Here is a 13666-nt window from a genome sequence, read left to right on the forward strand (position 1 = left end):
TCTTATTTTTGATAGATTTCTGAATCGCAGTGAAGATGAATCTTTTCTTTCATTTCAGGCGCTTTGGTTTTCATGCCATTATTCTTGGCAGAAAGCATCATGTTAATGAGCTTGTTGCGCTCCTGTTGATTTACTTCGTGCATTTCCTGCATTTGCTCATAATCGTAGTAGGTTACCCCTTCGATCATGGTCTTCTCTGCTACAGCATAAACAGACATCGGGTGATCGCTCCATAGTACCAGGTCGGCATCTTTACCTTCTTTGATACTTCCGGTACGGTCGTCTATATGCAGAAGTTTTGCCGGGTTGATGGTTACGAACTTCCAGGCCTCTTCTTCACTCATGCCACCATATTTAACTGTTTTGGCAGCTTCCTGATTCAGACGTCTTGACATTTCAGCATCGTCAGAGTTGATGGCTACGGTAACCCCCTGGTTGTGCATAATAGCTGCGTTGTAAGGAATGGCATCATTTACCTCAAACTTGTACGCCCACCAGTCAGAGAAAGTGGAGCCACCCACTCCGTGCTCTGCCATTTTATCAGCTACCTTATATCCTTCCAAAATGTGTGTAAAGGTGTTAATGCGGAAATCAAATTTTTCGGCAACCTTCATCAACATATTGATCTCACTCTGTACATAAGAGTGACAGGAAATAAAACGTTCTCCGTTTAAGATCTCAGCAATGGTCTCCATTTCCTGGTCATATCTTGGTGCTGTGGTACGCTCTTTTTGTCTTTTAGAAAGTGCATTGTATGCTTTCCACTGCTCATCATATTCCTTGGCTCTCTGGAAATAGTCGGTAAAAACCTGTTCTACTCCCATACGGGTTTGCGGGAATCGAACGGTACTGCCCCAGTTGGATTGCTTTACATTCTCACCCAAGGCAAACTTGATGAATTTCGGGCTGTTATCCAGGATCATCTCATTGGCATCTTCACCCCACTTGAGCTTGATCAGGGCAGAACGACCTCCAATAGGGTTGGCAGAACCGTGCAGGATCTGTATGGTTGTTACTCCTCCTGACAGGTTGCGGTAAATGTCGATATCTTCCGGGTCTACCACGTCTTCGATCTGTACCTCTGCAGAACTGTTGTGTCCGCCTTCATTAATAGAGGCAGCAGCAATATGAGAATGTTCGTCAATGATACCGGCGGTAAGGTGTTTACCTGTGGCATCGATCACGGTAGCATTACCTGCACTCAGGTCTTTTCCTATGGCAGCGATCTTACCGTTTCTAACCAGTACATCGGTGTTTTCAAGGATTCCTGCCTCTTCACTGGTCCAGACGGTTGCATTTTTGAATAGCACTTCTTCCTGCTTTGGTTTCTGGGCAAATCCATAAGCCATGTTAGGGTATGAAACCGGAAGCACCTCAGGTGTTTTACTGTCTTCCTTTTTGTCTTTGGGTTCAAAGGCTTTTTCTAAGGTAGCCGTCCAGTTTACAGCGCTTCCATCAGTAAGCACTCCTGAACCTTTCAGGGTATTGTCTTTTCCGGTCTGTGCATTCAGGCGCACGAATTCAGTGTCGCCTTCTCCGCCAGGGGTGTAGAACAAGTTTACCCAGTTATTCTTGTAATCGATCTTAGAAGCGATCTTAGCGCTGTCTTTGGTGATCTCTGATTTTAATTTGGAAAGCTCACCACTGATCTTAAGGTCGTAGCTGTTACCTGCTACATTGAGTTTGTAGTCGCCACGGATGTCTTTTATGTTCATGTCGGTAATAGTATACCTTTCTCCCTGCACCCAGTTTTCAAATATGGTGCTGCCTTCTTCAAAAAGATCTCCTGAAGTGACCAGGAAATTCGCATGGTATCCTGATTTAAGCATCCCCAAAGAGGAGCCCATACCTATTTGTTGGGCAGGAATAGAGGTTAAGGCGGCCAGGGCTTGTTCTTTATCAAGTCCGTAGGTAACGGCCTTTCTCAGGTTGGGAAGAAATTCGTTTTTCTTCTTCAGGTCTGCAGCAGTAAAGCTGAATTCTACACCTTTAGAGGCAAGTACTGCCGGGTTTTGAGGGGCCTGGTTCCACATACGCATATCAGCAAGGCTGATCCTGCTGGTTTGGTAAGGGTCAGACACGTCATAAGCTGCAGGAAAATCCAGAGGAATGATAAAAGAAGCATTGGTAGCTGCAATAGCATCTGCATTCTCAAACTCATCGCCTCCGCCTTTCAAAATGTATTTTACGCCGAATTCATCAGCGATCTTATCGGCTCTTAAGGCGTTTTGCTTGTTTCCGGCTTCAAAGATTACCGGAAGATTTCGGTTAGCATTAAAAGCTTCCAAAGCAAGGTCAGTTTGCTCGGCACCTTCATTTTTGTACCATTTAGCATCGTGATACACCTGTCTGATGAGGGCCATGGTTCCCATCAGAGATGACGGATAACTTTGGGCCGAAGCGATACTCCGTGAAAAAGACATATGCTGAGCTGCATCCTGGCGTATAATTCGGTCATTATTGTCGCCTTGGTTGTTTAAGGCTACTAATAAACTCGTACCTCTCATTACCCCATCAGCCTTGTGAGTGTTCAGTACTCCAAATCCGGCTTTGAGGTAGTCTGCTGCCGCTTTGCTGTCGTAGGCAAAATCTTTTAATGCTTTCTGGTCGGGCATGATGTGGTCGTTCCAGTAGTAACCTTCACGGCTTGCGTCATACTGCGGGTTGTTACCCCTGCCTACTCGTTTGGGTTCAGCCACTCCAAAATCGCTGTAGAGGTCTATAAAGGAAGGGTAGATATGTTTTCCTTCCAGGTTGATCTGTACAGAGTTCTCCGGAATCGCGATATTGGATCCAACAGCTACTACCTTACCATTTTTGATCAGCAAGGTGGCATTTTCTAATACTTCATTCGGGGAAACATGGATGGTTGCTCCGGTGAAAGCGGTATGGCTGTTTCTCTCGTTGCTTATCCCGTCATTCTTTGGAAAGTATTCCTGGGAATGAAGCGATAACCCGAAGCATAGCCATGCCAGCAGGAAAAATTTTAACTTCATAGAAATAGATAATTAGTTAATGGTTTTTAAAGAGGCCTAAAAATAGCAGAAGCTGTAGGAAATTATGGCCGTTTTAGTTTTTTTTAACGTTTACAGCGATCTGTTTTTATAGTAGTTTACCAGCAAGGCCACTACATAGCTGTAGCTCCTGATACCTGCTTTTTGATTGTTGGCTTTCAGGTAGGAGTTGAAGGTACTTTTAAAGACCGGTTCAGCAGGATTTTGGTAGCGTCTCCAGAACATGCTTACTTCCATGAAGTTCTTCAGAATGCCGGGGTTGATAGTGGTGTTCATTTCGTTAAATAATTCGATATCCCGCCTTTTGATCTCCCCAAGGCAGTAACGAAGTACATATATGTATCCGGAGTATTGAAAATAGGGGTCGCTGTTATGAATGGCAGCCATAAACCCTATAAAATTAGCTTCATTCTCTGCAGAATATCCTAATTGGTGAGCGGCTTCGTGGCAGGCTACCACCGGATATTTAAAGTCGATCTGCATTCCGTTTACCTGGGCTTCCAGGGTAAATGGATTCAGGTATCCACTGTACCCCATATAGGTTAAGGGGAGGCTGTAAATGCTTGTCTTGATACTGCTGGGAGTATAGGCCAGAGAAGGGAACTCTTCTTTCAATTTATCATACCCGGCTGTACTCATGTTATAGATCTGAGCATGGCTGTAAGGAATTTTGATCATGATGGAATCATGGGGAGCGAGCCTGGCATGGGCCTCATTGCTTTTTGTAATGAGTCTTTGGGTAAAATCTTTTAACTCTTCTGTGGTGTATTCATCAGAAAGTGCCAGCTTTTCGTGCAGGGGCAGCCGGTGATAATTGAGGCCCCAGAAAAGATGAAATACAAAATACAACATGGATATACCCATGAAAAGCTGTCTGAAAAACTCTCTTGTGCTTCTGATGAAAAGAGGGCCTTTTACAATAAAGAACCTGATGATGAGCAGGCTCAGGATGGTATAGAAAATATCGCCGACCGAGAAAGGGATCCACCCGAAGATGAACCTGAACACTTTTGAGAACCAGGCATAAAACCCCTGGCTGTACCATTCTTCTATCCATTCCGGATGTCTTGATAACCAATTTACCAGGATGACCTGGGGAATGATCGAAAGGGCAAAAAGGGTTCTTAGGGTTTTAGACATGCATCCAAAAATAGTAAAGCGATTCTTAATTTCATGTATTACTTTTGTCTAGGATCAAAAAAAACAACATACATGAGTGCAGAAATACGGGCCCTTGAGCCTAAAGCCGTCTGGAAGAATTTCGCCGATCTCAATGCGGTGCCAAGACCGTCTAAGAAAGAAGAAAGGGTTATCGAGTTTATGGTGGCCTTTGGAAATAAGCTTGGACTTGAGACGCTTACCGATGAGGTTGGGAATGTGATCATCAAAAAGCCGGCTACTCCCGGAATGGAGAACAGAAAGCCGGTAGTAATGCAATCGCACCTCGATATGGTGCATCAAAAAAATAATGATACCGAATTCGATTTTGATACCCAGGGTATCGAAATGTTCGTGAAGGACGGATGGGTACGTGCAAAAGGAACCACCCTGGGAGCTGATAACGGACTGGGGGTTGCGGCTATTATGGCAGTATTGGAAAGCAACGATATACCGCATCCGGCGATCGAGGCCTTATTTACCATTGATGAAGAGACCGGAATGACGGGAGCCAAGGGTTTGAAAGGAGGCCTGTTAAAGGGAGAAATTCTGCTGAATCTCGATACAGAAGAAGATGATGAGATCGATATAGGTTGCGCCGGAGGGGTGGATATTACCGCCGTTCGCTCGTACCGGGAGGAAGATACCCCGGAAAAGGTAACCGCCTATACGATTACAGTAAAAGGGCTTCAGGGCGGACATAGCGGGATGGATATTCACCGCGGACTGGCCAATGCCAATAAGATCATGAATAGGTTGTTAATGGACGGCTTTGAAAATTTCGGGCTGAGAATTGCCGAAATAGATGGGGGTGGATTACGAAATGCTATTCCGCGGGAAAGTCGTGCCACTGTGGTGGTTGATGAAATTCATCACGATGCTTTTGCCTTTGAGTTTAATCAATTGGCAGCGGCCATTAAAAAGGAGTATAAAAACGCAGAGCCTAATATGGTGATCACTGCCAGGGTCACTGAAGCGCCGGCCAAGGTGATGGAACTGGGAGTGCAGGAGGGTATCACACGGGCTGTGTATGCCGCATTGAACGGGGTGTATTGCATGAGCCCTGATATGGAAGATCTGGTGCAAACCTCGAATAATATCGCAAGGGTTAAAATAGGGGGCGGACATGTTAAAATTCAATGCCTGACCCGTTCATCGGTTGAAAGCTCCAAGATCGATCTGGCAAACAGCCTGAGAGCCGCTTTTGAACTGAGTGGCTGTGAGGTTAGCCTGAGTGGGAGTTACCCGGGGTGGACGCCAAATCCAAAAAGCGCTATTTTAAAGGTGTTGAAGAAAAAATACGAAGAACTGTTTAACGAGACTCCCGAGGTGGTAGCTTGTCACGCCGGCCTGGAGTGCGGTATCCTGGGGCAGAATTATCCGGATATGGATATGATCAGTTACGGGCCTACCATTAAAGGTGCCCATTCGCCTGATGAGCGTGCTAATATTGCTTCAGTTGAGAAGTTCTGGAAATACACCAAAGAGATTCTGGGGAATATACCGGAGAAAGAATAAAAAAAAGCGGCGGGAGCCGCTTTTTTTAGTTTGCAGTTTACGGTTAGCAGATAGCAGTTAACAGACTGAGCATGCCTGAATAGGCCTGCCCATATTAGGGGTCGTAAATCAGATATCATGTAACTGAATAACCACCCCGCCCTTTCCCCAGCGCGCCAGCTGGCCCTTTCGCTAAAAAGGTCTACTAGACCGTTTATTAACGCTCAGTCCTCCTTAAAAAGTAGGGGTTAATTATCCTCTTCGTTTTCACTTTGCGTAACCGTATAACGGCATAACTGCATAACCGCATGACAAAAAAAAGCCTTCTGATTTTCAGAAGGCTTTTTTTATTATTCTTCAACGATCTCCAGATCGAAGATCAGTTCTGAATTCGGTGGTATTACCGGGGGAGCACCTGCTTCTCCGTAACCGAGATGAGGTGGAATAAACACCCTGATCTTTTCTCCGGTCTTAAGCATACTCAGGGCTTCTTTAAACCCGGGGATCATTTGCGCTTCCGGACCTACCATCATAGGGAAGGGCTGGTAGCCACCCATATCGCGTTTTCTTGGGTTTAAATTGCCGTAGGTCGCAGCAACCTCTTCTACACTGGTGTCAAAAAGGTTACCATCGCTTAAGAATCCTGCATAATTGACCAATACGGTCTCTCCGTCTGCTGGTTTTTTACCATCTGTTTCCTTGAGGTATATATATTTCAGGCCTGAAGCGGTGGTCTGTGCTTCTTCTCTTTGCTGGTCAAACTCTGCTGCAGTCTCGTCTTTCATCTGCTGCATGGCCGCAGCTTTTTCTTCAGCCTCTCTGAAAAAGCCTCCGATCACCTCAGGAGCGTCAAATCGTTTGGCGTCTTTTCCTTTTCTGATGATCTCTACCTTTTCTATCAGGATGTCTTCTTCGGGACGGTTGGGGGTAGCAGGGTTTTGAGATACCGGGGTGTTGGCGATGGAGTCAATTACCTCCAGTCCTTTCAGTACCTTACCAAAAACGGTGTGTTTTCCGTTCAGCCATGGAGTGGTATCATGGGTAATAAAGAACTGACTTCCATTGGTTCCGGGTCCGGCATTGGCCATAGATAAGATACCCTTGGCGTCGTGCTTTAAAGAGTCAACGATCTCATCTTTAAATTTGTATCCCGGGCCTCCGCGACCGGTTCCTGTTGGGTCTCCTCCCTGGATCATAAATCCTTTGATCACCCTGTGAAAAACAATGCTGTCGTAGTAGGGCTTTCCTTTGTATTGCTCATTAACATACTCGTTGGTGCCTTCTGCAAGACTCACGAAATTGGCAACGGTAACCGGTGTTTGTTCGTAGTACAATTCTACCACCATATTGCCTTTGGTGGTTTGAATATCGGCATAGAGCCCATCGTCAAGATCTGAAAACTTAGAACTTGAGCAGGCCGTTACGATAAGGCCTAAGAGAATGATTAAACTAAAATTCTTCATGTTGATTTTAAGCGTTTTTATTTAGGGTTTTATTCTTGAATAATGCTGTCTGAGGCCTTTTCCGTTACCTCTAAAAGAGTCACCCAGGTCATTAATGGGGTGTTGGTCTGTATCTTGTCTTCGTCTCCGTGATAACCGTAGGCCATGGCTGAAGGGAAATAGAACAGGGCGGTTTCTCCTTCTCGTAGCAGTTTCACCCCGGTTCTGAGCCCGGGAAATAGGGCTTCCTTGTCTACCTTAAATTCGATCTCCCCGATAGACTCTTTACTGTAGATCAAGGTGCTGTCAAGGTTTCGGATCTCGTATGCGATCTTGACCAGGTCGTTTTCTTTAGGGTAGTAATTTGTTGTGCTGTCGGGTTGCTCAAGGGTATACCAGTATCCGTTGGCAGAGCGTTGATAATGATGAAGAGAATCGGCAGCGATCAGGGTTTTGATCCGGGCTTCCTCAGCTTCAAGTAATTTCTTGTTGCGGTCAATAGATTCCTTTATAAAGCTTCCCGTTCTTGCGCTGACAGGCCGTCGGGGTTCAGGGTCCTGGCAGGATATTACCATAAGGAAAACCGGGATCAGTAGTAAAAGATACTGTTTCATGAGGTAAGTTGGTCTTTATATTGTGGCAGTAAACTTAAGAACTTTTTTATAGTGTCTTCCATGTTTTCATCACTACGGCCACCGGCTGCATTGATATGGCCACCTCCGTTAAAATGATTCCTGGCAAATTCATTTACCGAAAAGTTGCCCTTAGAGCGCAGGGAGATCTTAACGATGCCTTCCTGGGCATTTTCGATAAAGATCACGGCAAAACGAATTCCTTTCAGGCTGAGGCCGTAGTTTACAAAACCTTCGGTGTCGCCTTTTTTAAAGTGATTCTTTTCCAGTTCTTTAGCCGAAAGCGTTATATAAGCCGTATTGAACTCTTCCAGGGCCACCAGGTTGCTTAAGGCGCAGCCCAGTAATTGCAAACGCTCAGGAGAGTTGGCGTCATAAACCCGGTTATGTATGGCTGAATTTTCTGCTCCCTTTTCTATAAGGTCGGCGATCACCCGGTGGGTGGTGGGGGTGGTGGCCGGAAACCTGAAGGAGCCTGTATCGGTCATTATTCCAGTATAAAGGCAGGTGGCCGACTCAGCCCGGATCTCGTCCAGACCACCCAGGGCCGCAATGAAATGAAAGACCATTTCGCAGGTGCTGCTCATGGTTACATCAGAATAGGTAACAACAGCATAATCATCCGGTTGCTGATGGTGGTCTATCATGATGTAATCTCCCTGAAAATCATTCAAGGCATGTTCCAGGTTCCCGATGCGGTTTAAGGCATTAAAATCAAGGGTGAAACAAAGGTCAGCCCCGGCAATCTTTTCCTTGCATACTTCCTCCTGGCTTTCATAGATGAGTACCTGGTCATTTCCCGGAAGCCATTTCAAGAAGTCGGGGTAATCATTAGGGGCGATAACATCGGCCTGATGCCCCATTTGCTCCAGGTAATGATAGAGTCCGAGACAAGAGCCCATGGCATCACCATCCGGATTTTTATGAGGTATAATAAGTATTTTTTTTGGGGTGTCCAGTAGCTTCTTTACTACTGTTGCAGCTTCATTTTTCATTGCGTGCAATATACATTTTTAATGCAAGAGTTAATAAAGAAGTAGTACATTTGTAGGAGACCTCTAAACTAATGCGGAATATACTTTTTTTGATGATGGCCGGGGCCATCATGACGGGTTGTAAGTCGGCTTCGTCGGGTGCTGCCTATGACCTTCAGAATGGAGATTTTGTTATGGCCTTTGGGTCGTGTAACAAACAAGATGAAGAAAACCTTCTCTGGGATGATGTTATTGCTCAAAACCCATCGGTATGGGTGTGGTTGGGAGATAATGTTTATGCCGACACCAATGATAAACGTGAAAAGAGAAGGGCTTATGAAGAACAGCGGTACCAGGAGGGTTACCGGGAGGTCAAAAAGAAAATGCATGTTACCGGAACCTGGGATGACCACGATTACGGGCAGAACGACGCCGGTGCCAATTACCCTTACAAAGAAGATGCCCAGGAATTATTTCTAGATTTTATGGACGTGCCCAGAAATCATCCCCGGCGGATGCAGGAGGGGGTGTATCATGTGGAGGAATATGCAACACCCAAAGGAAAGGTGAAGCTGATCATTCTTGATACCCGTTACTTTCGCAGCCCTTTGACCAAGAATTTTGGGGAGGGTAAAAAGAAGTATCTTCCAAACCGTGCACCGGGAAGTACGATGCTTGGAGAGGAGCAGTGGAAATGGCTGGAAACTCAATTGTTTAAATCAGATGCCGATTTCAATATCATTGTCAGTAGTGTTCAAGTTCTGTCTAATAAGCATGGATTTGAAACCTGGGGGAATTTCCCGTTGGAATCAGAGCGGTTGTTCAAACTCATTAGAGACAGTAAGGCCAAGGCCGTAATGTTTTTGTCAGGTGACCGGCACTTTTCAGAATTCTCCCGTTTTAATGCTGAGGGAATGCGTTATCCGCTGGTGGATTTTACTTCCAGCGGACTCACTCATACCTGGGAAGATCTCCAAAAGGAAGAGAACCCGTTTCGCGTTGGTAATTTCGTTACCAAAAAGAGTTTTGGAGTATTGCGATTGAACTTTGCGGAAAATAAGGCTACCATGCTGATGATAGGAGATAACGGGGAGGTGCTGCATGAATTAGAGCAGGGGTATTAATCTTCTTGTATTTACAATTAAAAGCCTTACTTTTGCCCCGAATTTAATCAAGCACAATGGCTACAAACAGAACATTTACAATGATCAAGCCCGATGCCGTTGAAAACGGTCATATCGGAGCAATACTTGAGAAGATCACTGCAGCAGGATTTAAGATTGTTGCGATGAAATTTACGCAGTTGAGCACCCGCGATGCGGAAGAATTCTACGCGATCCACAAAGAACGTCCTTTCTTTGGAGAGCTTGTTGAATTTATGACCAGAGGTCCTATCGTTGCTGCTATCCTTGAAAAGGAAAATGCAGTTGAGGATTTCAGAACGCTTATCGGAGCGACCAACCCGGCTGAAGCTGCTGAAGGTACGATCAGAAAATTATATGCTACCTCTATCGGAGAGAACGCAGTACACGGTTCAGATAGTGATGAGAATGCTGCTATTGAAGGAGCGTTTCATTTCTCAGGAAGAGAGATCTTCTAATTGGAGTTTATACAGCACTGAATATTTTAAAAATGCCCGGAAGAAGAGTCTTCCGGGCATTTTTTTATCGTAAAATGATCTTTTGTATGATCTCCCTGCCCAATTCTTCGTTGAGCATGGTTTTGATCTTTTCCTTGCCGTAGCTCAATTCTTCACGTAATACCGAAGAACTTAAAGAAACATAAAGTGTGTCTCCTTTTAATTGAACATCCGTGGTGTAATTGTTAACGCCATTTCCCATTAATTTGATCCATGCATCCCTGGCGTCAATTTTTTCAAGGCCTTTCTCGAGTCTGTTCTCACCAATAAATTCTTTTAAAGCATCACTTAAAGAATGGTATTCATTTCTGCGTTTTGCCATTATTCCAATTCAATTTTTTTAAAGCGTTTATAGGTGTATTTCATATTCCTGTCATTCAAAAGAATGAGACTTTCCGGTTTCAGTTGCACCACTTTTTCGCTATAGCTGGTCAAGGGGGTGTTGTAATGAAGGAGAATAACATCGCCTTTGATCTCTATGCTGAAATTCTCCTGGTGTCCGGAGGTTATAAAGGTGCCATCCAATTGTGGGTTTACCTTGGTTTTTGCTCCGGTACTGTCTGAATGGAGCTGGTAGTGGTCCAGGGTGGTGCTGATGGAATATTCCTTGGTGCCTTGTTCAGGAATATCAACTTTCTCGATCTCCCAGTACCCTTCAAGATGTTGCAGTTGCGGTGGTTCACTGCACCCGATAAGGGTGGTTAACAGTGTCAGCAGTAAAAAAAATATAGAGATACGTTTCATAAAGGGTCTATACTTCAGACAATTTAATCATCTTATAGGTTTGATGGGTGGCTTTTACCACCTCTTCAGTTCTTTCAGGATGGGTATCACTGATAAAGATCTGTCCAAATTCTTCCTTATTTACCAGGGCAATGATCTGTCCTACCCGGTTTTCATCTAATTTATCAAAGATGTCATCAAGTAGTAATAAGGGGGTTACTCCGGCGCGTTCTTTCAGGAAGTCGAACTGGGCCAGTTTCAGCGCGATAAGAAACGACTTCTGCTGCCCCTGGCTTCCAAACTTTTTAACAGGGTGCCCCATGATCTCGAATTTAAGATCATCCTTATGTACCCCTTTGGAGGTGTACTGCAATGCCTTGTCTTTGTTGATCGACTCTCTGAACAGGGTTTTTAGATCATTTTCAAAGAGCTGACTCTCATAGTTGAGGGAAATGCCCTCGTCTTTTCCGGCAATGGCCAGGTATCTTTCCTTAAAGATAGGGATAAAGGTGTCAAGAAAGTATTTGCGTTGTTCAAATATTTCCGCCCCCAGGGTGTCCATCTGAAGATCGTAGATCTCCAGGGTGTCCCGGTCGAAAGTGTTATTCAGGGCAAAATACTTGAGCAGGGAGTTTCTTTGTGAAAGCAGCTTGTTGTACGATAAAAGCTGATGTAAATAGGCGGGGTTGCTCTGGGAAATAACTCCGTCTATGAATTTTCTTCGGGTGTCACTCCCTTCAATGATAAGATCACGATCGGCAGGAGAGATGATGACCAGCGGGATAAAGCCTATATGATCGGAAATCTTGTCGTAGATCTTCCCGTTTCGCTTGATCACTTTTTTCTGCCCTTTTTTCAGGCTGAGTACTACACGTTCGTCTTTGCCTTCCTTGCTGAAAAGTCCTTCTATGACCATAAAATCCTCGCCGTGACGAATATTTTGAGAGGCTACGGGATTAAAATAGCTTTTGCCAAAGGCAAGGTGGTACACGGCATCAAGGACGTTGGTCTTTCCGATCCCGTTATTACCCACAAAACAATTGATCTTCTCGTCCAGTTCAAAGTTACGGGAGTCAAAATTCTTGTAGTTGATAAGAGATAACTGTTTCAGGATCATAGGTCCGGCCCCTTTATTTTTGCAGGTTTTACAGGCTAAATAGGTAGCGCAAAATATCGAAAATAAACAAATATAAAGGCTTTCCTATTTCAATATAAATTTTATTTTTGCGGGGCATATAATTAAAATTGATCTAATGGCAACGTATAAGAAAAGAGGCTATAAGCCGGCGAAACAAAACGAGGAGACTATGGTTCAGGAAGAGCACAGTGCAACAGCAGAGGTGTTTAATACCCTGGATGAAGGTGCCGGTAAGACTGAAGAATGGGTTATTCAGAACCAAAAGTATATCCTTACGGGAATCGGTGTAATTGTAGTTGCAGTGCTGGCCTTTCTCGGATATCAGCAATTTATACAAAAGCCTAAGGAGGTGGAAGCCTCTAATGAGATATTCTTTGCACAGCAGTATTTTGACCAGGCTGTAAACAGTACAGAAAAAGACTCTCTTTATAACCTGGCCCTAAATGGTGCTGCAGGAAAGTACGGCCTTCTTGATATTATTGATAACTACGGAGGGACCAAGGCTGCGAACCTTGCGCATTACAGTGCTGGAATGGCGTATTTGAATATTCAACAGTACCAGGAGGCTATTAACTACCTGGAAGGTTTTAAGTCTGACGATCCTATTTTGGGAGCATTGGCCAAGGGAAATATCGGAGATGCCTTTGTACAGTTAGATCAGCCTGAAGAAGCCATGGAATATTACGAAAAAGCCATAGCTCACAATAATAATAGCTTTACCACTCCTAAGTTTCTTTACAAAGCCGGTACGCTGGCCATGCAACTTGGAGAAAATGAGCGTGCTGTGACTTACTTTGAAAGGATAAAAAATGAGTTTCCGAATTCTGAAGAAGCCAGAACAATTGATATCTTTATAGGGAAAGCCAAAACCCTTCAATAATGGCCACAGCGAATAAGAATTTATCACATTACGATAAGGAACAGATCCCAAGCGCGAAGAACTTTCGGTTTGGGATCGTTGTTTCTGAATGGAACGAGGAGATCACCGAAGCGCTCTATAAGGGTGCTGAAGAAACATTGTTGGATTGTGGTGCCCTTCTGGAGAATATTACCCGATACAATGTTCCGGGAAGCTTTGAGCTGACTTTCGGAGCAAAGGCTCTGATTGAAAAGACAAAACCGGACGCAGTGATCGCGATAGGCAGTGTGATCCAGGGAGAAACCAAGCATTTTGACTTTGTATGCCAGGCAACCGCCCAGGGTATCATGGATCTCAATGTGCAAACCGATACCCCTGTTATCTTTTGTGTGCTAACCGATAACAATATGCAGCAGGCGAAAGACCGCAGTGGTGGCAAACACGGTAATAAAGGATCAGAAGCTGCTGTTGCAGCCATTAAAATGGCGGTTTTAGCGCAATAGGGTTCATAGCCATAGTAAGATCTTAAAAGACAGGTTCTTCCTGTCTTTTTTTATGGCTTATCGTTAGCTGTATCTTATTACAGCTCC

General features: G+C 44.6%; 13 protein-coding genes. 5 read left to right on the forward strand and 8 right to left on the reverse strand.

Translation table 11 applies throughout. The annotated features are described in order from the left end of the window. Positions 1-2: 2 nt before the first annotated feature. Positions 3-2996, reverse strand: a complete 2994-nt coding sequence (locus E7Z59_RS12300) for an amidohydrolase family protein (RefSeq protein ID WP_136336641.1) — start codon at positions 2994-2996, stop codon at positions 3-5. A gap of 90 nt (positions 2997-3086) precedes the next feature. Continuing rightward, positions 3087-4154 carry a DUF3810 domain-containing protein gene (locus E7Z59_RS12305; protein ID WP_136336642.1) on the reverse strand — a complete coding sequence of 356 codons (1068 nt, stop codon included), beginning with the start codon at positions 4152-4154 and terminating at the stop codon, positions 3087-3089. Positions 4155-4226: 72 nt separating this feature from the next. Between E7Z59_RS12305 and E7Z59_RS12310 the strand changes: the two genes are divergently transcribed. After that, positions 4227-5690: an aminoacyl-histidine dipeptidase gene (locus E7Z59_RS12310; RefSeq protein ID WP_136336643.1), complete on the forward strand. Its 1464-nt coding sequence runs from the start codon at positions 4227-4229 to the stop codon at positions 5688-5690. Between the two features lie 329 nt (positions 5691-6019). On the opposite strand, the gene E7Z59_RS12315 is transcribed toward E7Z59_RS12310, so the two are convergent. Genes E7Z59_RS12315 through E7Z59_RS12325 form a run of 3 tightly spaced genes read right to left on the reverse strand, consistent with a single transcriptional unit; the run spans position 6020 to position 8738 of the window. Continuing rightward, on the reverse strand, positions 6020-7132 hold the full coding sequence (locus tag E7Z59_RS12315) for a peptidylprolyl isomerase (protein ID WP_136336644.1): 1113 nt from the start codon (positions 7130-7132) through the stop codon (positions 6020-6022). Positions 7133-7161: 29 nt separating this feature from the next. Continuing rightward, complete coding sequence (gldI, locus tag E7Z59_RS12320; protein ID WP_136336645.1) at positions 7162-7725, reverse strand: gliding motility-associated peptidyl-prolyl isomerase GldI; 564 nt, start codon at positions 7723-7725, stop codon at positions 7162-7164. Then, positions 7722-8738, reverse strand: a complete 1017-nt coding sequence (locus E7Z59_RS12325) for a DHH family phosphoesterase (RefSeq protein WP_136336646.1) — start codon at positions 8736-8738, stop codon at positions 7722-7724. Before E7Z59_RS12325 ends, gldI begins: the two co-directional genes overlap by 4 nt. 71 nt (positions 8739-8809) lie before the next feature. Between E7Z59_RS12325 and E7Z59_RS12330 the strand changes: the two genes are divergently transcribed. Both E7Z59_RS12330 and E7Z59_RS12335 read left to right on the forward strand, forming a co-directional pair. Beyond that, positions 8810-9841 (forward strand): alkaline phosphatase D family protein, encoded by a 1032-nt coding sequence (locus E7Z59_RS12330; protein WP_242015623.1) that lies wholly within the window; start codon positions 8810-8812, stop codon positions 9839-9841. Positions 9842-9897: 56 nt separating this feature from the next. Next, complete coding sequence (locus E7Z59_RS12335; RefSeq protein WP_136336647.1) at positions 9898-10317, forward strand: nucleoside-diphosphate kinase; 420 nt, start codon at positions 9898-9900, stop codon at positions 10315-10317. Between the two features lie 64 nt (positions 10318-10381). Here the strand turns inward: E7Z59_RS12335 and E7Z59_RS12340 are convergent, their stop codons facing one another. The 3 genes from E7Z59_RS12340 to recF are packed head-to-tail and all read right to left on the reverse strand — an operon-like array spanning position 10382 to position 12196. Further along, positions 10382-10678, reverse strand: a complete 297-nt coding sequence (locus E7Z59_RS12340) for a DUF721 domain-containing protein (protein WP_136336648.1) — start codon at positions 10676-10678, stop codon at positions 10382-10384. Then, positions 10678-11100, reverse strand: coding sequence for a lipocalin family protein (locus E7Z59_RS12345; RefSeq protein WP_136336649.1), 423 nt, complete (start codon positions 11098-11100; stop codon positions 10678-10680). The genes E7Z59_RS12340 and E7Z59_RS12345 overlap by 1 nt, the downstream gene beginning before the upstream one ends. A gap of 7 nt (positions 11101-11107) precedes the next feature. Further along, a complete protein-coding gene (gene recF, locus E7Z59_RS12350; protein ID WP_136336650.1) occupies positions 11108-12196 on the reverse strand; it encodes a DNA replication/repair protein RecF in 1089 nt (362 codons plus the stop codon). A 136-nt stretch (positions 12197-12332) separates the two neighbouring features. Here recF and E7Z59_RS12355 point away from each other — a divergent pair, with 136 nt between their 5' ends. After that, positions 12333-13097: a tetratricopeptide repeat protein gene (locus E7Z59_RS12355; protein ID WP_136336651.1), complete on the forward strand. Its 765-nt coding sequence runs from the start codon at positions 12333-12335 to the stop codon at positions 13095-13097. Next, positions 13097-13579 (forward strand): 6,7-dimethyl-8-ribityllumazine synthase, encoded by a 483-nt coding sequence (gene ribH, locus E7Z59_RS12360; RefSeq protein ID WP_136336652.1) that lies wholly within the window; start codon positions 13097-13099, stop codon positions 13577-13579. The genes E7Z59_RS12355 and ribH overlap by 1 nt, the downstream gene beginning before the upstream one ends. Positions 13580-13666 lie beyond the last annotated feature (87 nt).

The sequence above is a fragment of the Robertkochia marina genome (assembly GCF_004799345.1).
Lineage (GTDB): Bacteria > Bacteroidota > Bacteroidia > Flavobacteriales > Flavobacteriaceae > Robertkochia > Robertkochia marina.

What these genes read in the sequence shown, in the direction of transcription:
- E7Z59_RS12300 (WP_136336641.1), bottom strand. Translation starts at nt 2,996, where the DNA reads ATGAAGTTAAAATTTTTCCTGCTGGCATGGCTATGCTTCGGGTTATCG.
- E7Z59_RS12305 (WP_136336642.1), bottom strand. Translation starts at nt 4,154, where the DNA reads ATGTCTAAAACCCTAAGAACCCTTTTTGCCCTTTCGATCATTCCCCAG.
- E7Z59_RS12310 (WP_136336643.1), top strand. Translation starts at nt 4,227, where the DNA reads ATGAGTGCAGAAATACGGGCCCTTGAGCCTAAAGCCGTCTGGAAGAAT.
- E7Z59_RS12315 (WP_136336644.1), bottom strand. Translation starts at nt 7,132, where the DNA reads ATGAAGAATTTTAGTTTAATCATTCTCTTAGGCCTTATCGTAACGGCC.
- gldI (WP_136336645.1), bottom strand. Translation starts at nt 7,725, where the DNA reads ATGAAACAGTATCTTTTACTACTGATCCCGGTTTTCCTTATGGTAATA.
- E7Z59_RS12325 (WP_136336646.1), bottom strand. Translation starts at nt 8,738, where the DNA reads ATGAAAAATGAAGCTGCAACAGTAGTAAAGAAGCTACTGGACACCCCA.
- E7Z59_RS12330 (WP_242015623.1), top strand. Translation starts at nt 8,810, where the DNA reads ATGCGGAATATACTTTTTTTGATGATGGCCGGGGCCATCATGACGGGT.
- E7Z59_RS12335 (WP_136336647.1), top strand. Translation starts at nt 9,898, where the DNA reads ATGGCTACAAACAGAACATTTACAATGATCAAGCCCGATGCCGTTGAA.
- E7Z59_RS12340 (WP_136336648.1), bottom strand. Translation starts at nt 10,678, where the DNA reads ATGGCAAAACGCAGAAATGAATACCATTCTTTAAGTGATGCTTTAAAA.
- E7Z59_RS12345 (WP_136336649.1), bottom strand. Translation starts at nt 11,100, where the DNA reads ATGAAACGTATCTCTATATTTTTTTTACTGCTGACACTGTTAACCACC.
- recF (WP_136336650.1), bottom strand. Translation starts at nt 12,196, where the DNA reads ATGATCCTGAAACAGTTATCTCTTATCAACTACAAGAATTTTGACTCC.
- E7Z59_RS12355 (WP_136336651.1), top strand. Translation starts at nt 12,333, where the DNA reads ATGGCAACGTATAAGAAAAGAGGCTATAAGCCGGCGAAACAAAACGAG.
- ribH (WP_136336652.1), top strand. Translation starts at nt 13,097, where the DNA reads ATGGCCACAGCGAATAAGAATTTATCACATTACGATAAGGAACAGATC.